The organism is Sphaerospermopsis sp. LEGE 08334, assembly GCF_015207205.1.
Taxonomy (GTDB): Bacteria; Cyanobacteriota; Cyanobacteriia; order Cyanobacteriales; family Nostocaceae; genus Sphaerospermopsis.
Genome location: NZ_JADEXH010000003.1, coordinates 120,104 through 144,613, shown reverse-complemented (window position 1 = coordinate 144,613; position 24,510 = coordinate 120,104). Strand labels below are relative to the sequence as shown.

22 protein-coding genes are annotated in these 24,510 nt (G+C 36.1%); 11 read left to right on the top strand and 11 right to left on the bottom strand.

From position 1 onward, the window contains the following. Positions 1-106: 106 nt before the first annotated feature. Positions 107-1,270, top strand: a complete 1,164-nt coding sequence (locus IQ237_RS03010; RefSeq protein ID WP_194052125.1) for a hybrid sensor histidine kinase/response regulator — start codon at positions 107-109, stop codon at positions 1,268-1,270. Between the two features lie 13 nt (positions 1,271-1,283). Here IQ237_RS03010 and IQ237_RS26845 read toward each other — a convergent pair whose 3' ends face one another. The 9 genes from IQ237_RS26845 to IQ237_RS02965 all read right to left on the bottom strand — a co-directional run bounded on the left by IQ237_RS26845 (position 1,284) and on the right by IQ237_RS02965 (position 12,573). Further along, positions 1,284-3,107 carry an ABC transporter ATP-binding protein gene (locus IQ237_RS26845; protein ID WP_194052123.1) on the bottom strand — a complete coding sequence of 608 codons (1,824 nt, stop codon included), beginning with the start codon at positions 3,105-3,107 and terminating at the stop codon, positions 1,284-1,286. 81 nt (positions 3,108-3,188) lie between these two features. Then, on the bottom strand, positions 3,189-4,277 hold the full coding sequence (locus IQ237_RS03000) for a PepSY domain-containing protein (RefSeq protein WP_194052121.1): 1,089 nt from the start codon (positions 4,275-4,277) through the stop codon (positions 3,189-3,191). 14 nt (positions 4,278-4,291) lie between these two features. After that, positions 4,292-5,215 (bottom strand): ABC transporter ATP-binding protein, encoded by a 924-nt coding sequence (locus tag IQ237_RS02995; RefSeq protein ID WP_194052119.1) that lies wholly within the window; start codon positions 5,213-5,215, stop codon positions 4,292-4,294. Positions 5,216-5,222: 7 nt separating this feature from the next. Further along, positions 5,223-6,122, bottom strand: coding sequence for a hypothetical protein (locus IQ237_RS02990; protein WP_194052117.1), 900 nt, complete (start codon positions 6,120-6,122; stop codon positions 5,223-5,225). An 82-nt stretch (positions 6,123-6,204) separates the two neighbouring features. Next, on the bottom strand, positions 6,205-8,661 hold the full coding sequence (locus IQ237_RS02985) for a TonB-dependent siderophore receptor (protein WP_194052115.1): 2,457 nt from the start codon (positions 8,659-8,661) through the stop codon (positions 6,205-6,207). A gap of 381 nt (positions 8,662-9,042) precedes the next feature. Beyond that, on the bottom strand, positions 9,043-9,960 hold the full coding sequence (locus IQ237_RS02980; RefSeq protein WP_194052113.1) for an FTR1 family protein: 918 nt from the start codon (positions 9,958-9,960) through the stop codon (positions 9,043-9,045). A gap of 6 nt (positions 9,961-9,966) precedes the next feature. Continuing rightward, positions 9,967-10,260: a hypothetical protein gene (locus IQ237_RS02975; RefSeq protein ID WP_194052111.1), complete on the bottom strand. Its 294-nt coding sequence runs from the start codon at positions 10,258-10,260 to the stop codon at positions 9,967-9,969. 213 nt (positions 10,261-10,473) lie between these two features. Beyond that, on the bottom strand, positions 10,474-11,772 hold the full coding sequence (locus tag IQ237_RS02970) for a sensor histidine kinase KdpD (protein WP_194052109.1): 1,299 nt from the start codon (positions 11,770-11,772) through the stop codon (positions 10,474-10,476). 120 nt (positions 11,773-11,892) lie between these two features. Then, positions 11,893-12,573 (bottom strand): response regulator transcription factor, encoded by a 681-nt coding sequence (locus IQ237_RS02965; protein ID WP_194052107.1) that lies wholly within the window; start codon positions 12,571-12,573, stop codon positions 11,893-11,895. A gap of 79 nt (positions 12,574-12,652) precedes the next feature. Here IQ237_RS02965 and IQ237_RS02960 point away from each other — a divergent pair, with 79 nt between their 5' ends. Continuing rightward, positions 12,653-13,081, top strand: a complete 429-nt coding sequence (locus IQ237_RS02960) for a hypothetical protein (protein WP_194052105.1) — start codon at positions 12,653-12,655, stop codon at positions 13,079-13,081. Here IQ237_RS02960 and trmB read toward each other — a convergent pair. Next, complete coding sequence (gene trmB / locus IQ237_RS02955; protein ID WP_194052103.1) at positions 13,047-13,718, bottom strand: tRNA (guanosine(46)-N7)-methyltransferase TrmB; 672 nt, start codon at positions 13,716-13,718, stop codon at positions 13,047-13,049. The genes IQ237_RS02960 and trmB overlap by 35 nt on opposite strands. 163 nt (positions 13,719-13,881) lie before the next feature. On the opposite strand from trmB, the gene IQ237_RS02950 reads away from it, so the two are divergent. Next, complete coding sequence (locus tag IQ237_RS02950; protein ID WP_194052101.1) at positions 13,882-14,991, top strand: metallophosphoesterase; 1,110 nt, start codon at positions 13,882-13,884, stop codon at positions 14,989-14,991. 90 nt (positions 14,992-15,081) lie between these two features. On the opposite strand, the gene IQ237_RS02945 is transcribed toward IQ237_RS02950, so the two are convergent. Next, complete coding sequence (locus tag IQ237_RS02945; RefSeq protein ID WP_194052098.1) at positions 15,082-16,290, bottom strand: FIST N-terminal domain-containing protein; 1,209 nt, start codon at positions 16,288-16,290, stop codon at positions 15,082-15,084. 836 nt (positions 16,291-17,126) lie between these two features. Between IQ237_RS02945 and IQ237_RS02940 the strand changes: the two genes are divergently transcribed. From IQ237_RS02940 to queD, 8 genes are all read left to right on the top strand, one after another. After that, positions 17,127-17,369 carry a Calvin cycle protein CP12 gene (locus tag IQ237_RS02940; protein ID WP_194052096.1) on the top strand — a complete coding sequence of 81 codons (243 nt, stop codon included), beginning with the start codon at positions 17,127-17,129 and terminating at the stop codon, positions 17,367-17,369. A 341-nt stretch (positions 17,370-17,710) separates the two neighbouring features. Beyond that, positions 17,711-18,301: a DUF3177 family protein gene (locus IQ237_RS02935; RefSeq protein WP_194052093.1), complete on the top strand. Its 591-nt coding sequence runs from the start codon at positions 17,711-17,713 to the stop codon at positions 18,299-18,301. A 161-nt stretch (positions 18,302-18,462) separates the two neighbouring features. Further along, positions 18,463-18,762 (top strand): hypothetical protein, encoded by a 300-nt coding sequence (locus IQ237_RS02930; protein WP_194052091.1) that lies wholly within the window; start codon positions 18,463-18,465, stop codon positions 18,760-18,762. Between the two features lie 315 nt (positions 18,763-19,077). Next, entirely contained in the window at positions 19,078-20,193 is a 1,116-nt protein-coding gene (gene cbiD, locus IQ237_RS02925; RefSeq protein ID WP_194052089.1) for a cobalt-precorrin-5B (C(1))-methyltransferase CbiD, read from the top strand. 348 nt (positions 20,194-20,541) lie between these two features. After that, positions 20,542-22,164 carry a glutamine-hydrolyzing GMP synthase gene (guaA, locus tag IQ237_RS02920; RefSeq protein WP_194052086.1) on the top strand — a complete coding sequence of 541 codons (1,623 nt, stop codon included), beginning with the start codon at positions 20,542-20,544 and terminating at the stop codon, positions 22,162-22,164. A gap of 188 nt (positions 22,165-22,352) precedes the next feature. Further along, on the top strand, positions 22,353-22,871 hold the full coding sequence (locus IQ237_RS02915; RefSeq protein ID WP_194052084.1) for a DUF29 family protein: 519 nt from the start codon (positions 22,353-22,355) through the stop codon (positions 22,869-22,871). A 170-nt stretch (positions 22,872-23,041) separates the two neighbouring features. Continuing rightward, positions 23,042-23,839 (top strand): adenine-specific DNA-methyltransferase, encoded by a 798-nt coding sequence (gene yhdJ, locus IQ237_RS02910; protein ID WP_194052082.1) that lies wholly within the window; start codon positions 23,042-23,044, stop codon positions 23,837-23,839. Positions 23,840-24,047: 208 nt separating this feature from the next. Next, a complete protein-coding gene (gene queD / locus IQ237_RS02905; RefSeq protein WP_194052080.1) occupies positions 24,048-24,506 on the top strand; it encodes a 6-carboxytetrahydropterin synthase QueD in 459 nt (152 codons plus the stop codon). Positions 24,507-24,510: the final 4 nt, after the last annotated feature.

Here is a 24,510-nt window from a genome sequence, read left to right as displayed (position 1 = left end):
ATTGGTGATTGGTGACTGGTGACTGGGTAAAAATAAATTGATAATTCATAATTCGTAATTAAAAAACTGCTCCCTACCTCCTGAACTCCTGAACTCCTGGAAAATAATGACTGCAACTTGCTTGGTAAAAATCTTGTTAATTGAAGACAACTTGGCGGAAGCTAGGTTGTTACAAGAGTTTTTGAAGCAATCCCCATCTAAAGAGTTTAGTTTAGTTCATGTCCAAAGATTACGAGATGCTTTTTATGAATTAAGTCAACAAAACTATGACGTAATTTTGTTAGATTTAACCTTACCTGATAGTCAAGGATTATCATCCCTCCCCTTACTAATGAGTCAAGCACCCAGCACACCTATTGTTGTTCTTACTAATATCAATGATGAAGAATTAGCAATAGAAGCTGTGAGACAGGGAGCGCAAGATTATTTAGTCAAAAGACAAGTAAATCCAGATGTTTTAGTGCGTTCAGTTCAGTATGCGATCGCCAGAAAACAAGTTTTAGAACAATTACGCACAGTCAATCAAACATTAGAAATCACAGTTGAAGAAAGAACTGCTGAACTGGAAAAAGCCCAGGAACTATATCAGTTTAAAACTGAATTTGTTTCTATGCTTTCCCATGACATTCGTAATCCTTTAAACACTATACTCCTAGCTGCGGGATTGCTCCAAAACAACGATGAAAAATTAACCCAAGAGAAAAAATTAAATCATCTAAAAATGATTCGTTCCGCTATTAAAAACATGGCGCAATTATTAGATGAAGTTTCATTTATTGGTAAAGCTGATTCTGGCAAATTACAATGTCAACTTTATCCTTTAGATTTAGAAGCTTTTTGTCACCAAATATTAGAAGAAGCCCATTTAACTGCTTTAGAGAAACGAGTGACTATAGAATTTACCAGTTCTGGTGACTTTAGCTCAACTCTTTGGGATGAAAATTTATTACGGCATATTTTAGGAAATATCCTCACTAATGCTATTAAATATTCCCACCCTGATAGCAAAGTCAAATTTGAATTAACCAGACAAGAAAAAACCGTCACTTTCAAAATTCAAGATTGGGGAATTGGTATTTCTACAAAAGATCAAAATCAACTATTTATTCCCTTTCATCGTGGTGAAAATGTCAGCGGTATTTCCGGTACAGGTATGGGTTTAGCAATTGTGAAAAAATGTGTGGAAGCGCATGGTGGTGAAATTAAATTTGAGAGTCAAATTGATGTAGGAACAACTTTCACAGTTATTTTACCGTTGATAAAAATGTAAGATTGTAATATTTTTAAACCAATTGTTCTTGTAAATCCAAACTGGACTTTTGAGGAAACTGCATTGTATGTAAATAAGCATATCTTCCCCCCTGGGTAATTAATTCACCATGACTACCCTTTTCTATTACCTTACCCTTTTCTAAAACCATAATTAAATCAGCATTTTGGATAGTAGAAAGACGATGGGCAATCACCAAACAAGTACGATTTTTTAATAATACTTGTAATCCCTGTTGAATTAAATACTCTGATTCCGTATCAAGCGCAGAAGTAGCCTCATCTAAAATCAAAAATTGGGGATTTTTAATCAAAGCTCTCGCAATAGCTAAACGTTGTCTTTGTCCTCCCGATAACTTTACACCCTTTTCACCAATTAAAGTATCATATTTCTTGGGTAAATTAATAATAAATTCATGAGCATGAGCAATTTTAGCCGCAGTTTCTATTTCCGCATCACTCACACCTGGTTTACCATAAGCAATATTTTCCTTTACTGTTCCATGTAACAATAAAGTTTCCTGAGAAACAATCCCCATTTGACTTCTTAAAGACTGTAAACTCACATCCCGCAAATCATAACCATCAATTAAAATTCTTCCTTCTTGTGGATCATAAAATCGAGCCGCTAAATTTGCCAAAGTGCTTTTACCAGCACCCGAAGAACCGACTAAAGCCACAGTCATTCCCGGTTTTATATCTAAACTAAAATTACTAATTACAGCTTGACTAGAAGTATAAGCAAATCCTACATTTTCCCAATTAATATTACCTTGTATCGGGGGAAGAGCAAGAGCATTTGGTTTTTCTTTCACTTCCGGTTCAGTATCCAAAGTTTGAAAAACTCGTTCCAAAGCAGTAGCACCTTTTTGAATGACGTGCATTACCTTACTAAACCGTTTTGCAGGTTGATTAATATGATTTAAATAAGCTAGAAAAGCCGTTAAATCACCTATAGTCATTCTTCCTTTCATCACCTCCCAAGAACCATAAGAAAGAATAGTAATATGGCCAAGATGATTCATAAAATCAATCACAGGTGAAAAACTAGAAGTCAACCGCACAGCACGAAGATTCACCTCCATATTTAAACGATTGAAATCAGAAAACCGATCAATTTCATAACCTTCATTAGCACAAGCTTTGATTAACTTAATATTAGATAAAGTTTCCTGGAGGTGATTATTAATTTCTGAATTTTGTTCCTGTACTTCTCTATAAACTCCCCGCATTCTTTTACCGAAAACCTGAGTTAGATAAACCATCACAGGTAAGGTGATCAAAATTAAAACCGTTAATTGCCAATCTGCATAAATTAAATAAGTAACAATCACAAAAAATGTAACTGTTTCTGCCACAATTTCGGCGACTTCTGTAGTTACTAACTTTTCTAGAGCATCAACATCACGCATTACTCGCGTCATTAAAGTACCTGTACGTTGATTTTCAAAAAAACTCAAAGACAGCCTTTGTAAATGTTGATATAATTCATTTCTGATATCATGGATAATTTGTTGTCCTACTAAAGACATTAGATAACTACGAGCAAAATTTAAACCCCCAATTAATAAAGCAATACTAGCAATACCTAATCCCAACCAAGGTAATAAATCAAATCTTTTTTCTGGGATCACAACATCAATAATATAACGAGTAATTTGGGGAATAATTACTTGTACAAAAGAGAGAATAAAAATTGTGCTTGATGCTAATATTAGTTTTAATTTTTCTTTCCAGATATATTTAAAAAACCGCTGATATAGGATAAAAGCTGAAGTCTCAATTTGAAATTCAGCCGGATTTTTTTGAGCAATTTGGCGAATAAAATTTGCTTGCACTGTTATTTATACTCCTTATCTTGATAATTTACATTAATATTAATAATGTTGGGTTTCCTTCCGTCAACCCAACCTACAGAATTAAGCAGGTTTTTTCTTGGGTTTGTTCTTACTTCTTCCCCACCAAATCACAAAACCTGTAATAGATAAACCAGCGGATATAATACCAACTAGGATATACAAAACCAGCATTATTAAACCTCCATAACTTCCAGTATGTAAAGCATCCATCCAAGGTTTTATTTGTTCAAAGCTAGAAGTTTCAAAAAATCTTTCTATTTGCAATACATCACCTTGATACTGATTCAGATAAACAAAACTTTTACCCTCTGGAGCAATTTCATTAGGTAACTTAAACCTGACTCTTACTGTTGATTTTTCATCTTTAGCAGGATATAAAACTGTTGGTTTACCTTCTGGTAATACATCTAAAGCTGTTTGCAGAAAATTATCTAAAGTTAAAGGTATAACATTAGTCGAAATCTGGGAAATAGGTTTTTCTATTTTGGTATTTCCAGTTAATAGATAACTAAAATTTTCAAGAGGTTTATGAAAAACCATAAAGCTACCACTAGCAGCAATTAAAACTAAAAATATTGCCGCTACAACACCACTAACCTTATGTAAATCATATTGTAAAATTTTAGCTTTAGCTTGCCAACGAATTTTCCAACCAACGGAAAACTTTTTCCAACCATTCCATAACATGACACCAGTTATACTTAATATTAGTAATAAAACTCCACACAAACCAACCAAGAAAGAACCAATTTTACCCGCAAGTAAATGAGTATGTAATTGATTAATAATTTTCAGAAAAGGACTATCTTTTAAATAAATTCCTAACACTTCACCACTATAGGAATTTAAGTAAATATCGGTTTTTACATTGTCTTGTGATTTGATTAATAAATGATAAGGTTCAGTTGCTTGGGTAGGAATAGTTATCCATTCTAATTTAGCTTCAGGATATTGTTGATAAATAATAGAAGCTGCTGTTTGTAGAGAAATTTTTTCTCCTTGGTGTGTAACTTGATGTGTGGCAAGATGCAATATAGGATTTACTTGTTTGTCAAATACCAAAACACTACCAGTTAAACCGATAATGATAATAAAAACACCAACAATAACCCCAATAATTCTATGAGCAAATGCTGTATAGTTTCTCATTTTTGCCTCCTTATTTATGACAATTGTGGGCGTAAAATTCTCATTAAAGCTGGATAAGATTCTCTAGCTTTGTTGTAAACTTTGACGATATCTCCCAATGGTTTAGAAAGTAAGTTTAAATTTGCCCAAAACAGCACTAAATCACCAGCTTGGATATCTTGGGGAACGATTTTTAAATGAAAAACTGAAGCTAATATAACTATCACCAATAAACCAAACCAGGTTAACAAATCCATTAATATTTCCGTACCTGATTTAACTATTTCTAATTGAATACTATGACGAAGAAATGATTCTTGGTTGGCAATTAATTCTAACTTCTTTGCTTCTTGAGTTGAAGCAGCAATATTTTCTTGAGCAGTGAGCATTTTTAAACTTGACTTTTGAATAAATTGCCCAAAAATAAAACCAATTAAAATAGGAGGAATAACCGCAATTAATAAAGCTTGCAACCATGCGGGAGCTAAAGTTAATTGCCAAACAATTACAGAAATAGTTTGAGAAATAATTTTCCAACCATCTTTATGAATAATATCTAATCCTGGTTTAGCGCGGTTACAATGATAGAGAATGTGAGAAATATCTTCAGCATCTCTTTCCTTTTCTCGACGTTGTAAATAGGTTCTTTGTAAACAAATAATTAATTTAGTTTCATAGATTTTATCAATGAGTTTATCACCAAATTTTATCAAACCTAACCCAATTAATAAACCTCCAAAAACCACAATATAGTTAGTTAAGGATGAATTTAAATCAATATTACCTTTTTTTAAATCATCTACAACTTTCTTACCCATCCAAGCTAAACTAGGTTCAAGTGCAGAAACAACGATAGTGGAAATAATAGCAGCAGCTAACCATTGGGGATATGTTAGTAAAACTTTGAACATATCTACCACTAAAGCAGAAAGTGAATTTTGGGATCTTATTTTTTTCATTTATCTTTCATTTACCTGGTAAAATTTGTCCATCAATTTGTAGAGAAATCACTTCTAAAACTGAACCATTGGGGGTATTTCTTCCCACTCCTTCAGCTTGAATTTGACTACCTTTTTTAGCAACCTTGTTTAAGTGAACATGAAGATGTTTCGCAAAATAAACTTGTGTACCAGATGTTAAAACTGCTCCGCGAATTTCTCCTTTACCATTAATTAACCAATGTTGAACCGAATCATTAATATTAATATTCTGAAAATCGGTGATTTCTGGTTTTTTCTCCTTTTTCTGTTTAGGTTCTTTAGATAAAGAAGCTTTAGTTTCTAAGTTTGTAATTGTGTGAGTATCTATTTCTTGTCCATATACAGTAGGAGTACCTAATTTACCAACTACTTCTACAGAATCTCCTGGTTTAATAATGTTTATCAGTTGCTTACTTAAATGACGTGGTACTTTTACTTGTTTACCATCTTTGAGTAAAAGTCCATCAACTAAACCTTCTTTGTTGATTAAATAAAGTTCCACATTACCCGAATGTTTAGTTTTAGTTTCACCAGGTAAAATCCCTATTTTTGATTCTGAATTATCTTGATTAACAAAAATCATCTTATAACTAATCCCACTTATAAATAAAGTTGCGGTTGTAATAGCTATTCCCAGTAAAAACACTTTTAATTTAGGAATTTTTTTGAGAATTTTAATTTTTTTATTTTTATTTTTATTTTGATTTTTAACTTGAATTAACTCCACAGCTTGCTGAATAAACTCAGCCGGAATTTTAGCTTCTTCTCCAATTAAGACTAACTCATCTAGAGAATATTCTTGTTGTTTTTGAGCGTATAATTCAGCCGCTAATTGAAAAATCTCTGGTGCTAAATCCTTATTGATTCCATTTTTTTGGTTATTCATAAAATCCTGCTCTTGAAAATAATGGTAAATACTCCCTATGAGCATATAACAGGAGTATTTACATTAACAAAATCAAACTAAATCAAAATTGCCATGACAAACTAATACCATAAAGACGTTCTGCTGTTTCCCTTTCAATGCGTAAATTTTCCAGCACACCTTCAGCATTAAAAATACTTCTGTCTTTACTTCTTTCCGCAGCTAAAAGGTTCTTACCAAATAAACTCATTTGCACACTATTAGTTAAGCGAAAAGCTAGGTAAGCATCTAAACTGTTTTCTCCTGCTTGGTTCGTAACTTCTGTTTTTCCGTCTTTGAGTTCTCGGTTTTCAAACCCAGGTAAAATATTGTAAGTTAAACCAAAATTCATCCCCCAATTGGGAATAGTGTAATCAAAACCAAGGTTAGCTACATAACTAGGTTGTTCTTTAAAACGGCGAATTTCTCCGCTTTTTTTATCTTCTACTTCAGAACCCAAAAAAGAAACATTACCAAATAAAGTTAAATTGGGTAAACCAAGAAAAGGAGTCCGAGTTTGTGCGTCAAGACGTAAACCATAAATTTTTCCATCTCCCACATTTCTCGGTGATTGTTCAAAGCGGTTATTTTCAGGGTTGAGATTTATTTCATTTTCGATTTTGTCATTCACTGAACGATAAAAAGCATTCACACCAAATGCACCAGTATTATTTCCCCAAGATTGCTCAATTCCTGTTTCTATACCTAATGATGTTTCTGGTTTTAAGTTAGGATTTCCAACGTTATCTGGTTTAAGTAAAGTCCCATCTTTACTATCTCGAAAAGGAATCAAATCATCAAATTTAGGACGACGAACTGTACGTGCTAAACTTGTCCTGAAAACCGTTGTGGGTGTGACTAAATATTTGTAATGTAAGGAGGGATTAAAGACAGTACCTGATTGTTTAACTTCACTACTATCACCTGCGGTAGCTTTATTATCAATTGTTTCCATCCGTAAACCTGCGGTGAGGGTGTGTTTTTCACCTAAACGGATTTCGTCTTGAACAAAGATATTAAGTTGATTTTCCTCGATAGTATAGATATCTTTTGGTCCAGTTTTTTCTACTGGTTGTTTCAATGTGGGAACTATTTCTTGTTCTGTGCTAATTTTCTTTTTTTCTCTATCCCGTAAACTTCCTTCTATTCCTACTGTTACTTTATGATTTTCCCAAGGACGGAAATTAAAACCCAAGGTTGCAAATAAATCTTGGTCTGATTTTTTCTCTTCTTCTCGCTTAATATTGGTAGTATTTCTGGTATTATTAATGGGACTACCATCAACATTTCTAAAAGTTGTAGTCGTGCTATTGATGGTTTCTATTTTGCTTTTGGTTTCATCGGTTTTTTGGAAAAATAATCCCAATTTCATATTACTGGTTGCACTTAATTCATGTTCCCAATGACCACCTAAACGCCAACCAGTGATGGTTTTATCTTCATTAAGATTCACATGGTCCTGTTTTAATTCTTGCAATCTCCCACTAGGAGAAAAGAACTTCTGATTATCAATATTGCGAGTTGCGTCTTTTTCTTCAGTAGTTCGCAAAAAGAAGGGTTCAAAACTGAGGGTATCTTGAGGAGAAATTCGCCAAACTAAGTTAGGAGCAATGCTAATATCTAAAAGACTCTTACTTTCAGTTTCCCGTTCTGTTTGGGTAGGACGATTCTGTAAATCTAAAGTTTGCTTAAATTTATTCTTGGGTGCTTCTCTTTGCTGAATTCCTGCGCTCAATAAATAACTAAAATCCCCTTGTTTATCCCCATAAAGTAAACTCAATCCACCAAATGGTTCCTTACTTTCTAAAGTTGTGCCGCTAACTGTTAAGTCAGCAACTCGACCATCTGGTGCTTTTTTGAGGATAATATTGACTGTCCCTGCTACACCTTGAGAATTTTGGGTAGCGGTAGGATTACTGATAATTTCAATGCGCTCAACTAAACTAACAGGAATTCTATCTACTTTAAATTCCCGGTTTTCTCCACCGTCAGGAAAACGCTGACCATTAATTAAAATTTGGGTGTATTCTTTCGGTAAACCCAAAAGTCTTACATCTTTATCTTCTCCCGGTGGACCTCCTAAAACTACACCTGGTTGACGACGCAAAACTTCACCAACTGTCCGATAATTAAACCTTTGAATTTCTCTTTGATCAAGAATAATTACACCTGTGGGTGATTGTTGTCTTTCTTCAATAAAGTTAACTAAAGGAGTACCAACTACATCTAGTTCTATATCACCCTCTTGACTTGCAACTTCTGTATTTTCTGCTTCTGTATTTTCTGCTTCTGTATTTTCTGCTTCTGTATTCTCTGGTGTGTCTTGAGTTAAGAACTTGGTGCTAGTGTGGGGAATATTAATTTCCTGTAGGTTAGGAATTTGGCTTTCAGATTTGGTAGTCGTGATAGTGTTACTTCCTTTCTCTTCGGTTTCTTTGGCCGCAGCAGGTGTAGCAATGGCTGTGAATAGGAAAAAGGCAATTAACAGGTTACTATTGAAAAAAGTCAGATTTGTCTGCATACTAGAAGATGAAATTAATTTTTTGATTTTTGAGGCAAGTTGGCGCTTGCCTTTTTTTTGCTTTGGTAATGAAAAAACAAACTTTCTCAACTAATTGAGCTTTGATTTCCCTCATCAGTTGGCGCTGAATGGGTAGATAAATATAGCATTGCTTTCCATGACTACTAAATTACTTTAGTGGTTATGGCTTTTGAGATAATTGTAGTTGAGAGGTATTAGCAATAAATTTAACATGATGAGTTCAAAAAAAGCAATATTTTAGAATATTAAGAAATGTTTAATTCTCCTATTTGTAGCTATAAACTCATGAAAAAATTTCCTTATTCAAATTTGAATAAAGACAGATTTGTAGAGATATTTTAAATACCTCTACCGTTGCATTTAATTAACTTTACTTGCTAGTTTTAATGGTGCAGTTTGGTTAAGACTGCGGAAATATAAACCACCAATGACAATCCAAAATAGGATATATGCTACAGCTTGGGCTAGATACAATTTTTGGTTATATCCAAATAGGGTTTTTAGCAAAATTCCCGGAAATTGTTTATCAGGTAAAATGTCTGAAAAATCCCAAATTTGGAAACCTAAAACACAAGCATTACTTCCTCCTTGACAAATATTCAGAGCATTTATTTTGTTAAAAGCTGTGACAGCAGCATCAAGATGGCGGAGAGCAGAAATGACTAAACCGGAAACTATTGTTAATAGTAATATCCCCATCCATTGAAAAAATTGACTTAAATTAATGCGGATACTCCACTTAAATAGCAGCATTCCCATTAACACTGCTATAGTTAATCCTCCTATTGCTCCCAGCACAGGTATTAAGCCTGATTGAAATTGAGCAACAATAAATAATGCTGTTTCTAAACCTTCTCGAAAAACCGCAATAAAGATTAAGCTAAAAATTGCCCAAGCTGCTTTTTTATCTTCATTTAAAGCAGTTTTTACAGAGGTTTGAATTTCAGCTTTGAGGAATCTTGCTTGTTTTGTCATCCAAATTAACATCCAACTGAGCATAGAAATTGCTATTAACCCTAACCCCATTTCAAACAATTGCTTGAAAACTGGTGCATAGAGTAAATCAGATGTTTGTAATCCTTGGATACTTAAATTGAGAATTAACCCAACTCCAAAACTAGCTATTACCGCAGTGATAACGCCTAAATATATCCAGCGGTGTAATTTTTGTTGTTGAGCTTGCTGTAAACAAGCAAAGACAATTCCCACCACTAAAGCGGCTTCTACACCTTCACGTAAGGTAATGAAAAAAGTCGGTAATGCAGCACTCCAATTCATAGGATATTAATTAGCTTGAATAGCAGGTGGTTCTATTTGCTTAGTTACCACAGGTTTTTCTTTATGTCCATGTTTCTTGGATTTTTTGCGATGATGTTTTTTTGGTTTGTCTTTTTTCTTTACAGAATCAGTTGGTTTCTTTTTGGTGCTTGTCTGAGTTTCAGGAGATTCTACTGTATCCGTTGCTTCCTTTTGGGTATTTGTCTGAGTTTCAGAAGATTCTGCTAAAGCTTTAGCAGGTAAAAGAATTGCAGCACTAAGCGCAGTAACAGTAATACTTAAAAAAGCTCTCCGGTACATAGAATATGACTTTAATTTTGTGAATATTAATAGTGTTGCAGATAAAAATAACAGAAAAATAACAAGGGACTTATTTCTATAAAATTTTCTTTCTTTCTTTGCTCAGACCTTGCGGAAAGCCACCATTTGGGTATCTGCGAAACCGTCAAGAAGTAGAAGTGAAAAAATGTAAAGAAATGTTCGTAGTCAGGGCTTTAGCCCTTTAAAACCTTGTCAGAGAGCGATAAATCGCTCACTACGAACTATTATGTTAGGTAATTCAATTTGAAAACAAGAACCTTCACCAAGGGTACTGCTAACAGTAATTTTACCACGATGAGCTTGAGTAATTTGTTGAGCGATCGCTAAACCCAAACCAAAACCACTGTACTGTCTATGACTTTGACAACGATAAAACTGCTCAAATATATAAGGTAAATCTGCACTCGGAATACCTGTACCATTATCCAACACTTGAATAATGACACTCCGAGACAACTGCACTAATTTTAACTCCACCGTACCACCAACAGGAGTATATTTAATCGCATTACTTAATAAATTTAATATAGCCTGACGCAATAAATCTGGTTCAACTGCTAATATCACCTGGGAATTAGGAAAATCTGTTTTAAAAAATAATCCCTTATCTTCACAATAAATAGATTGTTCCTCAACTAAAGTCTGCAAAAATTCCACCAAATCAATTTCTTTTAATATTTGTGCATTTAGCACGCCTTCATGACGTGCCAAAAACAATAAATCACTCACAAGATTACTAATAGCTTTCGTAGTTTTAATAATTATTTGTAATCGAGAAATAGTCTCAGTGTTACCTTCCTCCCTTGACATTAAACCTAACTGAGCATGACTTAATACCTTAGCCAATGGATTTCTTAACTCATGGGAAGCATAAGCAGTAAACCGATTTAATTTTTGATATGATTCATAAATAGGCTGCATAGCCAAACCGCCTAAAAACCAACCTGTAAAACCAATAGCTACTATTCCTAACGGTACACCAATTGCTAAAAATAAACATAATTGGGTTAATGTTTCCTGTACCGGAGTTAAGGGAGATGCTATTTGTAAATAACCAATTAATACTCCATCTTGAAGTACAGGTAATGTCACTTGACGTAACCATAAATTTGATCTTTGTAAAGTCTGAAAACCTGGAGTAATATTAACTAATGTCGGCGGTTTTTCCCTCACAAATCTGACTAACTTACCATCGGGAGAGTACCAACGAGCATAGGCGATTTCATCTTCTAATCTTTCTATAAATAAAGTATTACTTCCTAAAAGTGGCACATCATCAAGTTTAACTCGCCATTGACCTTGTTGTAAATTATAGCGAATTCCCGCCGCCATAACTCGGCTTTTACTATAAAGTTGTAAATCAAAAGCTTGCTGACGATCTTTAACAACAGCAACATAAATTACACTAGCAAATATTACCAAAATACTCCCCATTGAGAGAGTAAACCACCATGCTAAATTGCGACGACTACGATCAAATAAGTTAGACATAAGTAGGTGGGCGTTAAAAATCGTCGTTATGGACAGACAAGAGGCAAAAGGCAAGATTAAAGAGGGTTAAAACAGACGCAAGAGCCAAATTTTTCTGTTCACCTACTTAATCAGCAAGCCCTAATTACAATTAGCAGCAGTTAAACGATATCCTAAACCATAGACAGTTTCAATCAAGTTTTCTGCTCCTATTTGTTGTAAACGTTGCCGCAATCTTCTAATCTGTACAGTAATAGCATTATTCCCTAATTCTGCATCCCATGTCCATAATGCTTGCTCTAATTGATCACGACTTAAAACTTGATTAGGATGACGAAACAAGTATTCTAATAGTTGACATTCACGTACAGATAACTGCACATTTTGATTTTGTTTTTCTACGGTATAAGTATCTAGATTTAACTTTAAATCGGCAAATTGTAAAATTTGATCTTGCCAAATAGGACTTCTTCTTCCTAAAGCTCTGACTCTGGCCAATAGCTCCCGTATATCTACAGGTTTAACAAGGTAGTCATCTGCACCAGCATCTAATCCTTTGACTTTATCAAGAATACTATCTTTTGCAGTCATAATTAACACAGGAGATGTTTTCCCTATATGTCGGTAATGTTGGCAAATTTGAATACCACTGCCTTTAGGTAACATCCAATCTAATATTAACAAATCATAATCTTTTTCAGCTATTAAACTGGTTGCCAATTCACAGCTACCCACCCCATCAACAATATGTCCAGCCCTGGAAAGTGCTGTATTAACAGGTTCTAAGAGTTCTGAATCATCCTCAACTACCAATATTTTCATAAGGATTGTCAACAATTTACACTCTAGATTAGAAATATTCTATTACAATAATGCTAATTTTTTGCAATAAATATGGATTATGAATAGAAATAATTTTCTTGTTACCCTATGGAAATGTTTAAAAACAAACTCAGTTATATCTCCGTTTGTGGGTTTAGGGTTGGCATTTTGGCTACCATTACCCCTGATAGGTTTAAGTATTTGGTTGGGAGGAAAAAGCGTTGCTAATCAAATGTTAAGTTATCAATATAGTACCCAATCTTACTTAGAAGCCAACCACCAAGTTAAAGTTAACTTATCTGTAGCTGTCATTGCTATTAAAGCAGAAATTAAGGAGAAGGGCGGATTTACCAAAGTAACTATTAAGACAACGGATTCCGCAATCAAAAACTTGGAACTGGAACTACCGACTACAGATATTGCAGCTTTAGAAGCAGGAATTACCAAAGAATTAGGATTAGATTTAACTACAGTTAAACGTCTGACTCGTTATCAATTTGTTGATTAATTGCTCGTTTCACAAACATTGCTCGATAAACAGGTTCACCTTTATTTTGCGTTGCAATTTCCCTTTCTGTAGGCACAGGAAGCGGATTTTCTGCTAACCATTTTTCCGTTCCCATTTTCTCAAATGCTGGATTTTCTTGGAAGCGATCGCACATTTCCACAGCAATAAATTCCTGATCAGATTGCAAAAATACCACCCCACCCACAGCCAAATAATTAGCTAAATCTTCCACTAATTCTGATTGTACCACCCTACGTTTAGCATGACGACTTTTAAACCAAGGATCAGGAAATTGAATTGTCACCCGTTGTAAAATCCCTGGTTGTAAAGTAGATAAAATTGGACTCAAAGAATTATTCACATTGCAAAATAAATAATGTAAATTTGTTAAACCCAACTCAGAAACTATCCTATTTGCTTCTATAACCAAAGGTTCTCTAATTTCCAAACCCAAAAAATTCCAGTTTGTTTCTACCTGTGCCATCTGTAATAAAAACCTACCCCTCGCACATCCAATATCTAAATGTAAGGGTTGCTGATACTGTGCATAGATTTTTTCCCATGCTGGGGGATCAACAGGGGTTTGAAATTTTCTCGCTAGGGGGTTAACGTGCTGACGAACTCGAATCATAGCCATAATAAATACTCCTTTGACTACTCCTGTCACTAAAATTTCGCTAATAAAAGTTAAACATACAAATATTAAGTCTGGTTGCTAGTACGTAACTAGACAAGGCAAGAGTTATACTTTTGTAAAAAGGGTATATTTACTCTTTCCGCTTTAACATTTTTTTAAATCAATGGATATCAACTTTCGTTTTGCTATAGTTAGTGACTTACACATTGCACAACCCCATACAATTTGGGATCATCCTAACCGATTTCATTTAGTGGAAGTCAGTATTCCCGCCTTTGAAAGTGTACTAGAACATTTAACACAACTTGATTTAGACTTTCTGCTGATTCCCGGAGACTTAACCCAACACGGTGAACCAGAAAATCATGCGTGGTTAGCAAACAGACTTTCTCAACTACCTTTTCCGGTGTATGTTATTCCTGGTAATCATGATGTTCCCGTATTATCAGCAAACGAGCAATCCATAGGTTTTGCAGATTTTCCCCATTATTACCGCAAGTTTGGTTATGAAAACCCACACCAACCTTACTACAATTGTCAAATCTTGCCCAGAGTGCGGCTAATAGGTTTAAATTCTAACACCTTTGATGAGCATGGTAAACAAATCGGGCGTTTAGATCAGCAGCAGTTTCAGTGGTTAGAAACAGAACTAGCAAAAATTAACAATGAGTTAGTTTTGGTGATGGTGCATCACAACGTTGTCGAACATTTGCCAGATCAATCAAATCATCCAATGGCAAACCGTTATATGCTAGAAAATGCCCCAGAACTTTTAAAGTTACTGCGTAAACATGGAGTGAGATTAGTCTTTACCGGACATTTGCACGTTCAAGATGTAGCTTGTGGTGATGGAGTCTATGATATTACCACTGGTTCATTAGTTAGTTATCCCCATCCTTACCGTGTTTTAGAATTTGAACGAGATCATCTAGGTAAAGAATGGTTACAAATAGTCTCTCATCGTGTGGAATCAGTACCAGATTTTCCCAACTTGCAAAAATCATCAAAACAATGGATGGGCGATCGCTCTTTCCCCTTCCTGATCAAATTACTCACCCTACCCCCCCTAAATCTACCATTGGCACAGGCACAACAACTAGCCCCAGATTTGCGAGATTTTTGGGCAACTATCGCCGATGGGGATGCAGTAATAGACTATCCCAACTTTCCTTTAGAAGTCCGTCGTTACATTCAAAAATATAGTGCAGTTACTCACAGTGGACATCCCAGCCCAATTGATAATAACAGTAAGCTTTTGCTTGGTAATTGGTAATTGGTAATTGGTAATTGGTAATTGGTAATTGGTAATTGGTAATTGGTAATATTTAAAAATCTTCCCCAGTCACCTGTCACCTGTCACCAGTCACCTTCTGCGGCAAATTGCAAAAACTGAAGTATAACCGTGGAGGAAAGTTCTACCAGTCACAGGACCGATTTCACCACTACAGAAACAACCACCCATAGGGATGTCATGAAAATAACTACTAAATAACTGGGAATCAAAATTGGGTTTTCCGTAAAGTCCAGTACCACGTCCCACACAACTAAACATTAACGCCCCTAAAGCAGAGGATGAATTGCTATTTTGAGCTTGATATTCTTGCAAGAGAAATTCTAATTCTTCAGCAGAAGCTTGAGCATCCCGCAGGTGAAATTGTAACCTTTGACCAGGACGAATGCGATCGCCAATAGCGATCGCCCCAGCGACTGGATCTACTCCTAGTAAGTTGCGAATGAGAAAATCACCTTGCTTTAAAGAAAGCTTAAATTCATTCATTGCCAACCCCACAAACAAAGAATGCTGCGCCAGCATTTTTTCCTCATCACTGAGGCGATCAATTAAATTCCGCAACACCGTCAAAGGAACTTGTTCATCCAACTCCAAAATAATATTGCGTTCAGCCTTAGTCACCTGTAATGGTTCACCAATAGGACGGCATCCTTGAGCGACAACACTTTCCAGCACAATATCACCACTCAAAGCCACACCCACAGTACCTTGACGATAGAGACGACCATTACAAAATAAGCCGATGCGATCGCTGCCAAAACCTCCGCCGACCTGTCCCCCCACAACCACCGAACCAGGGTAAGCAAAATCCAAGCCCTGCAACAAATCATTAGTTCCTGAAGAAAAAGCACTAGACAACAAAATAAACTGGGGTACAGATGATGGTGGCACACCCACTAAATCAATCCAAGCATTTGGTGAGCTATCCAAATCAGGCAACTGATCGCCCAAAATATGAAAAGGGCGAACATCGACACCAGGAAGATGCGCCAACGTCAAACTAATCGCCGCTTCCCCTTCTATTTCCTGAATTTGGTTTTCTGAGTTCGTCCCCACCACACCCGCAGCACCACAACCAATCAGCACTGGTACAGAGAGCTTTTCTGCCAGCAATGGTAAAAGTCGGGAATACTCACTCGCAAAAGCAGACGAAATGAATACCAGCCCCAGATCCGCAGGTGCTGTTAAAGACGAAATAGCTTGTTCTACCACATCTGAAATAGCTGCTTCCAAAGAATGACGGGTTGATAGGGCATTTGCCCACTGCATTTGGTCTGCCATGATTGCTGGACTTGTTTTTGTGTTGAGGCTAGTAGTTTGTGTTATCCGGGGAGATATTGCATCTTATCAGAATTGACAAGCTGAATGGGGCGTTTACTCCTATATTCATTTAAATATTAAATATATTGTATGCTTCTTTTTCGGTAGTTATACCCTGCCAAATCTGAAAACATCAAGAGAAATCCGGGTATAGTTGTGGTAATTTGCTGTATTAAGCGATGATCAGGATCGCAGTTTAACTGAGCTAGTCCTAAGCTGGCGATTTTCCAGACAAAGCTATACTTATGTAGACAAAAATCAATTTCTCTTGAGTTAAAAAATCAACTATCTTGATATATAATCCTGGGATATCCAGTATTGAATTAAGACTATTGCCGACGCGAAAACCAAGCAATGATAGTGGTAGTCTTTTTGAAAATCTTAACTGCCCTTCGGGCGAGGCAAAAGGCAGGGGGCAGGAGGATGGAGAATTTTGAATTAAGAATAAAGCCTTTTTGACTCGCCCATTTGGGTTTAAGTCCCCCGCCATAATCTGGTGATTTGGCGGTCTATGATTGGAGGTGGGTTGAAAATCCCCTATAATCGGCCTCCAGCAAAACTGCCTTTCAACTCCTGCCTCCTTTCACACCAGAAAGATCGCGTTGGGCTACAGCGTGCAAGTCTACGGAGGGATAACCGCTCCCATGCTCCCGTTGAAGTAGAAAGTAAAGTCTAGCTTTGTCTAGGTTTTATATAGCAGCAACTCAGTGGTTAGAATAGTAAGCGAACATTAAAGCAAAAACCGCAATTTTTGATTTCTCTACTTAGTATAAACAAAACCCAGCGAGATTAACGCAATGACAAACACTCAAGAAACAACCAACACCATTCACGAAAAAATTCAAGCTGAAGTTGAACAAGCTCGTGTTGTCTGTGATATTTCCGGCAGCAACTCCGCAGAATGTGCTGCTGCTTGGGATGCAGTCGAAGAATTGCAAGCGGAAGCTTCCCACCAGCGTCAAACCAAACCTAAAAACTCTTTAGAGCAATACTGTGATGCTAATCCAGAAGCAGATGAGTGTCGGCTTTACGAGGACTAGAGATTTAACCAATCACTCTTAACTAAGGCAGGAGGCGGGAGTCCGTTATTGTCATGGGGTTTATACCCCCTCCAAAAACTTTTCTCCTTCAATAGCATTAGCGTAGCCGCACGAAGTCCGGTTTTAGACCCGATTGTTTTGATCATCTCTCAAATCACTGGTTATAAACCTGATCAGGAGACAAATCAAGTCAAAAGTCAAAAGTCAAAATTACAAAACTTCTGTCTTTTGCCTTTTGCTTGTTGCCTCCTTTAGCGAAGGTAGGAGGTGGGAAACTGATAGCTGACGGCTGAATGCTTACAAAATCAACCTTAATTCTACGGTATTAACTAATCAAAACTATGCCACAACTTTGGTTTCGCCCCTATGTCTGGATGGATTATAGATTAGCATTATTATTTAGCTTAATTATTCCCCTGATTCTTCTGATTTGGGCATTTGTACAAAAAGCAGATAGTATACAACGCTTACTAATGATTTACTGGCGAGTAGCAAGTTTATTAGCCATCACAGTTTACTTAATGATTGGTGGTTTGGCAGTCAGTTTTATCTCTGGTTTAATAGCTCGTATTCTCATTCCTATTTCTCTTTGGTTTTGGGTTGATATCAACGATGAAATTGAGTATCAACCGAACAGTCCTTTAAAGCTGACTTTCACATCTTGGCGTTGGGCAATGACGATTTATTCCCTGTTAGGTGTAATTGGTTTTGCACCTTTCTTAAGTTGTGCCTTTTCAGAAAATGCCCTCAAATCTAACTACTGTAGAGTTTGGTTAGAAGCACCATTAATGTTTAAAGATTATTTCCATTATAATAGTAAACCAGCTTTTCTTGGGTTTTTGGGCATAATTGGCTTAGTAATTTATGTAGTTTATCTCAGCTATTTTGTATTAGTAAAACTAGGTAAACATGGCAGAAACGCCACACAGTAGCAACACATTAAAGAAGGCAGGGACTGGAAGCTTAGTTGAGGGGGATTTATACCCCGATCCCAAAACTTTTCCCCTGAAAAGGCTAGGTTTTCAACCCGATTTTTTCGTATAAAAAAAATAAATAATGCAAATACTCAATTAACTTGTAAAATATCCTTTTGATGAATAATTCCATTGGTAAAAGACTAGAACAATACACCGTCAAACGACCTCAAGAAGTTCTATTAGTAACCATCAATATTGCTGATGAACAAGATAAAATTGCCGTGTTTAAGGGATTCTCTAGTTCTTTGATGCGTCCCACAGCTTTTGATCCAGATGTGCCTGTCTTACTTGATGATGCCATAATTGTCGCCATTGACCGCATAGCCAGTCCTTATAATCCTGAATCTCCCCGTTATATTCAACAAGGTATTTCTTGGGAAGCTATGGAAGCTTTATTGTTAGAAGTAGGTGTTTAGTTTAGGTGACAGGTGACAGGTGACAGGTGACAGCAGGTGGGGAGATGGGGAGATGGAGAAGTCAGGGGGAACAGGGGAAGTAAATAACCTAATCAACTATCAACTATCAACTATCAACTATCAACTATCAACTATCAACTATAGCAATCCGATTTGAGTTATGAACAAATAGTACAAATGATTTGGTAAGGTTAGGATACTCAAAGTCTTAATCTAGTTCGATTTACGCCAATAGTAACTATGATCTAATCGTTCTATAATCATTTAGGATTGCTATATCAACTATCAACTATCAATTATCAATTATCAATTATCATGTCTCGTTCTGGTTACACTCTCCCTGTTTTTGCCTGTGCTGCTGCTGTTGCGGCTTTACATTGGTTGCGTCATCATCAACCATTGAATGTAGTTAATATTGACTTAATTACACCTGCTGAAATTGTAGAAATACTGATTGAGCAAGTAGCGGGAATATCGGAAAATACAGCTTTAGCTATTACTCGCAGTGATCCGGGTGATAATCTAGACTTGACAAAAAATACACCAATTTGGGCAACAGTAGAATGGTATACGGGAGATAGTGAAAGTGTTATCATTAAAGGCGGAGAAGGAATTGGTAAACAATTAAATAATGAAAAGCAAGCAGCGATTTATACTTATGCCCAAAATTTAATCAAAGAAAACCTACAGCGACTTTTAGCACCAGGGGAAAAAATCATCGTCACAATTATTTTACCAGAAGGGCGATCGCTCGCTGTCCGTACTTCTAACGCTGCTTTTGGAGTAGTTGAAGGACTGTCTTTATTAGGAACAAGCGGTATTTCTCAACCTTTAAGCACACCAGATCAACTAACAGCTTTTCGCAGTGATTTAAAAAACAAAGCTAGTGAGTTTCAAAGTTTAGTTTTTTGTATTGGCGAAAATGGTTTAGACTTAGCACAAAAATGGGGAATAAACCCGCAACAACTGGTAAAAACCGCCAACTGGTTAGGACCTTTATTAGTCGAAGCAAATCTTTTAGGAGTCAAAGAAATCTTATTATTTGGTTATCACGGTAAACTAATGAAATTAGCAGGGGGAATTTTTCACACCCATCACCACCTAGCAGATGGCCGACGGGAAATTTTAGCTGCCCATTGTGCGATCGCCAGTTTACCAGCTTCAGAGATAAATAGAGTATTTCACAGTCCCACCGCAGAAGCAGCATTACAACACCTGCGAGACTTAGATAGCAAAACTGCTAGTAATTGGACTGATCAAGTTTATGGCAGCATTGCCGAAACTATTGATACTCGCTCTCAAGAATATATCAAAAGTCATTGTTACCGAGATATTAACACCACAGTATGCGGTTCTGTGCTTTTCGACCGCAACCGAGAAATTATCATCAAGAGTAAAACTGGTTGTGTCTTAATGGAAAAATTATGTTAACTTAATATGAATAATCATAAATAAAGCAAATAAATAATTTTTTGTATACCTACTCCAGAGTGATTTTTCGCGGTTAATAATAAGCCAAATTTATCGGCTCAATAGGTGCGGCCATAGTCGTCTCTATATACAGTAATATATCAGTATAATGTAGTACACATTTTCATAATATTTACTTATGTGGGTTAGATATCCTTACCCAACCTTGTGTACCTCATAAACATGAAATTTGCTGTATTTTAGGTTTCTCGACCATTATTAGCCTAAAAAGCTATTAATTTAGATTTAGCCCAAAAAGCCGGAAATGGTAACTGACATTTTTACTATCAAAGACACACTCTCACCATCATGAATACAGCGGTGACTCTACCAACCGAAACAGCACCCCAAACTCAGGAAAATTTGGGGCAGTTAAATCGCCAAATGATTGTTATTCTAGACTTTGGTTCTCAATATTCAGAACTAATCGCTAGACGTATCCGCGAGACTCAAGTATATTCTGAAGTGCTATCCTATCGCACCACAGCAGAACATTTACAGAAACTCAACCCCAAAGGGATAATTTTATCTGGTGGTCCAAATTCAGTTTATAGCGAAAACGCGCCCCATTGTGATCCAGAAATTTGGAAATTAGGCATCCCCATCTTAGGCGTATGCTATGGGATGCAGTTGATGGTAAACCAACTGGGAGGAGAAGTCACCAAAGCGGATCGGGGTGAATATGGTAAAGCATCATTATATATAGATGATCCCACGGACTTGTTAACCAACGTCGAAGATGGTACAACCATGTGGATGAGTCATGGTGACTCAGTGACAAAAATGCCACCAGGGTTTGAATTATTAGCACATACAGAAAATACTCCCTGTGCGGCTATTGCTAATCATGATACAAAACTTTATGGTGTACAGTTTCATCCTGAAGTAGTACATTCCCTGGGTGGTTTAGCATTAATTCGTAACTTTGTTTACCACATCTGCGACTGTGAACCCACCTGGACGACTGCGGCTTTTGTAGAGGAAGCAATTCGAGAAATTCGCGCTAGAGTGGGAGATAAACGGGTATTATTGGCACTTTCTGGCGGTGTAGATTCTTCAACTTTAGCATTTTTGCTACATAAAGCTATAGGTGATCAATTAACCTGTGTGTTTATTGATCAAGGCTTTATGCGGAAATTAGAACCAGAAAGATTGATAAAATTGTTTGAAGAACAGTTTCATATTCACGTAGAGTATGTCAACGCCCGCGATCGCTTTATTTCTGCTATTGCAGGTATTACAGATCCTGAAGAAAAACGCCGTATTATCGGCCATGAATTTATTCGCGTTTTTGAGGAAACATCCAAACGCCTTGGTCACTTTGACTATTTAGCACAGGGTACACTTTACCCAGACGTGATTGAATCTGCTGATACAAACGTTGACCCGAAAACCGGTGAACGAGTAGCAGTGAAAATTAAGAGTCATCACAACGTTGGTGGTTTACCCAAAGACTTGAGATTTAAACTTGTTGAACCTTTGCGGAAACTGTTTAAAGATGAAGTTCGTAAAGTAGGCCGTTCCATAGGTTTACCAGAAGAAATTGTTCAAAGACAACCCTTCCCCGGACCTGGTTTAGCGATTCGTATTTTAGGTGAAGTCACAGCAGAACGGTTAAATATATTACGTGATGCTGATTTAATTGTCCGCCAAGAAATCAACCAAAGAGGCTTATATCACGACTATTGGCAAGCCTTCGCCGTATTATTACCTATTCGTAGTGTGGGCGTAATGGGTGACAAAAGAACCTATGCTTACCCCATAGTTTTACGGATAGTCACCAGTGAAGATGGGATGACAGCAGACTGGGCGCGTGTACCTTATGATGTTCTAGAAGCGATCGCTACCAGAATTGTAAATGAGGTAAAAGGTGTCAACCGTGTAGTTTATGACATTACTTCCAAGCCACCTGGAACTATAGAATGGGAATAGGTGATTGGTGATTGGTGATTGGGGAGTGGGGACTGGTATAAATCTTTTCCCCCTGCCCCCTGCTCCCCTGTCTCTTTGCTGACTCCTGCCTCCTGCTATAATATAAGAAACTTGGTAATATTAAATCTAGTGAAAATGAAATTATCAAGAATGTAAATAGAAGAATGTAAATTGAGGCTAATATAAATATGACACAAGAATTAATAGACCTCAGAAATAGTATTTTAGAACAGCGTTATACAGATGCGTTAGCTATAGTAGACGAATTAGAGGGAATGAGTAGACAAGCAATTTTGAGGAATATCCAATCATTCCTAGTAAGATTAATAATTCATTTGATTAAAAATCAAATAGAAAAACGCTTAACTAATTCTTGTGCAAATTCAATTCGTGGTTCAGTTAGAGAAATAAAAAAAATAAATTTACAGGATAATAAAACCTCCTATTATGTTAAAATAGATGAATGGAGACCAATCTTAGAAGATGAATTTGAAGAAGCCATTAGAGATGCCAGTGAAGAAGTAATGAATGCTATTTACAGCCCCTTTCAACTGACAGAAATAGTAGATAAAGAACAAATAATTGAACAAGCGGAAAATTTATTAAGACTCACTTATAATTACTCAGTTAAAGAGTTGCCAGCAGTCATTGATAATTATTTAACTCAATTACCAGGTGGTGAAAATTGGAAATTAGGAAAAAGGTAAAATTAGCCACTCATAAAACTCTCTCAAACACTCTTACCTTTGTGTACTTTGCGTTCTTTGCGGTTCAATCATATCGAGACCTGATAGAATTTGAAGAATATTTGATTAACTATTTCCTACCTCCTAAAAAATACTTTTTTAGCAACCCCTAATTATGTATGATTTCATGTATGATTCAATCTTATCAAGAACAGGGAAATATCATATTTCATGGTGACACAATTAACGTTTTAAAAAATCATATTCCCTCAGAAACAGTAGATTTAATAATTATTGATCCACCTTATAATATAGGTAAAAAGTTTGGTGATTTTCATGATAAATGGGAATCAGAAGCAGAATATTTAAACTGGTCATATCAATGGTTAGATGAGTGTATTCGTATTCTCAAACAAGATGGTACAATTTATGTAATGTCTAGTACCCAAGCAATGCCTTATTTTGATATTTACTTGAGAAAAAAATTAACTATTCTCAGTAGAATAATATGGCATTATGACAGTTCGGGAGTTCAAGCTAAAAAATACTTTGGTTCAATGTATGAACCAATTTTACACTGTGTGAAAGATAAAAATAACTATACTTTTAATTCAGAGAATATAAAAATTGAAGCAAAAACAGGTTCACAACGTCAATTGATTGATTACAGAAAATCTGTTCCCACTGCTTATAATACAGAAAAAGTTCCTGGGAATGTTTGGTATTTTTATCGTGTGAGATATAAAATGAAAGAATATGAAAATCATCGTTCACAAAAACCAGAATCATTGTTAGAAAGAATGATGTTAGCAAGTAGTAATGAAGGAGATTTAATACTTGATCCCTTTGCTGGGACTTTTACAACTGCTGCTGTAGCTAAACGTTTAGGAAGAAAATCTATTAGTATAGAACTGCAAGAAGAATATTTAAAAATTGGTTTAAGACGGGTTTTAGAATGGACAGAATATCAAGGAGAAAAACTTTTATAAAACTTTGATAAAGTATATACAGCAGGAGTCAGGAGTAAAACTGGCTTTTCCCTTGATATGATTGAACCGCAAAGAACGCAAAGGACACAAAGAGAAGAGAGTCGAGCGAGAGTTTTTGAAGTGGACAGGTTTATTTTTTCAAAATTGGGATGCTCCCGATTCTGTACCTCATTGATCTGCAATCTGCTATATAATATACAGGAGTAGAATGACTAATAATCAATGGTTAATAGGTAAAGAATTCCGCTTTGAGGCAGCACATAAGTTACCTTACCATGACGGCAAATGCGCCCGGTTGCATGGACATAGTTGGCGTGGAGTTGTTTATATATCTGGTAATATCTTAGTGGAAGAAGGTGCTAAACAAGGGATGGTGATGGATTATTCAGATATTAAAAAATATCTCCAACCCTTACTAGATAATTATTTAGATCATTATTATTTAAATGAATCTACGGGTTTGGAATCACCAACCAGTGAAGCAATTGCGGCTTGGATATATGATAAATTAGAGGAAGCGGGATTACCAGGATTAACAGCAGTGAGAATTGATGAAACTTGCACATCTATCTGTTTGTATTCTAAAAATCGCAGATCAGGCTGGTTAAATTCTGGTGAAAGTTTGAATTTACTGCTTTCCCATGACAGTGATGATGGTGGGGTGTAAGTAT

Coding starts and splice junctions, on each gene's coding strand:
- IQ237_RS03010 (WP_194052125.1), top strand. CDS start 107: ATGACTGCAACTTGCTTGGTAAAAATCTTGTTAATTGAAGACAACTTG.
- IQ237_RS03000 (WP_194052121.1), bottom strand. CDS start 4,277: ATGAGAAACTATACAGCATTTGCTCATAGAATTATTGGGGTTATTGTT.
- IQ237_RS02995 (WP_194052119.1), bottom strand. CDS start 5,215: ATGAAAAAAATAAGATCCCAAAATTCACTTTCTGCTTTAGTGGTAGAT.
- IQ237_RS02990 (WP_194052117.1), bottom strand. CDS start 6,122: ATGAATAACCAAAAAAATGGAATCAATAAGGATTTAGCACCAGAGATT.
- IQ237_RS02985 (WP_194052115.1), bottom strand. CDS start 8,661: ATGCAGACAAATCTGACTTTTTTCAATAGTAACCTGTTAATTGCCTTT.
- IQ237_RS02980 (WP_194052113.1), bottom strand. CDS start 9,960: ATGAATTGGAGTGCTGCATTACCGACTTTTTTCATTACCTTACGTGAA.
- IQ237_RS02975 (WP_194052111.1), bottom strand. CDS start 10,260: ATGTACCGGAGAGCTTTTTTAAGTATTACTGTTACTGCGCTTAGTGCT.
- IQ237_RS02970 (WP_194052109.1), bottom strand. CDS start 11,772: ATGTCTAACTTATTTGATCGTAGTCGTCGCAATTTAGCATGGTGGTTT.
- IQ237_RS02965 (WP_194052107.1), bottom strand. CDS start 12,573: ATGAAAATATTGGTAGTTGAGGATGATTCAGAACTCTTAGAACCTGTT.
- IQ237_RS02960 (WP_194052105.1), top strand. CDS start 12,653: ATGAATAGAAATAATTTTCTTGTTACCCTATGGAAATGTTTAAAAACA.
- trmB (WP_194052103.1), bottom strand. CDS start 13,718: ATGGCTATGATTCGAGTTCGTCAGCACGTTAACCCCCTAGCGAGAAAA.
- IQ237_RS02950 (WP_194052101.1), top strand. CDS start 13,882: ATGGATATCAACTTTCGTTTTGCTATAGTTAGTGACTTACACATTGCA.
- IQ237_RS02945 (WP_194052098.1), bottom strand. CDS start 16,290: ATGGCAGACCAAATGCAGTGGGCAAATGCCCTATCAACCCGTCATTCT.
- IQ237_RS02940 (WP_194052096.1), top strand. CDS start 17,127: ATGACAAACACTCAAGAAACAACCAACACCATTCACGAAAAAATTCAA.
- IQ237_RS02935 (WP_194052093.1), top strand. CDS start 17,711: ATGCCACAACTTTGGTTTCGCCCCTATGTCTGGATGGATTATAGATTA.
- IQ237_RS02930 (WP_194052091.1), top strand. CDS start 18,463: ATGAATAATTCCATTGGTAAAAGACTAGAACAATACACCGTCAAACGA.
- cbiD (WP_194052089.1), top strand. CDS start 19,078: ATGTCTCGTTCTGGTTACACTCTCCCTGTTTTTGCCTGTGCTGCTGCT.
- guaA (WP_194052086.1), top strand. CDS start 20,542: ATGAATACAGCGGTGACTCTACCAACCGAAACAGCACCCCAAACTCAG.
- IQ237_RS02915 (WP_194052084.1), top strand. CDS start 22,353: ATGACACAAGAATTAATAGACCTCAGAAATAGTATTTTAGAACAGCGT.
- yhdJ (WP_194052082.1), top strand. CDS start 23,042: ATGATTCAATCTTATCAAGAACAGGGAAATATCATATTTCATGGTGAC.
- queD (WP_194052080.1), top strand. CDS start 24,048: ATGACTAATAATCAATGGTTAATAGGTAAAGAATTCCGCTTTGAGGCA.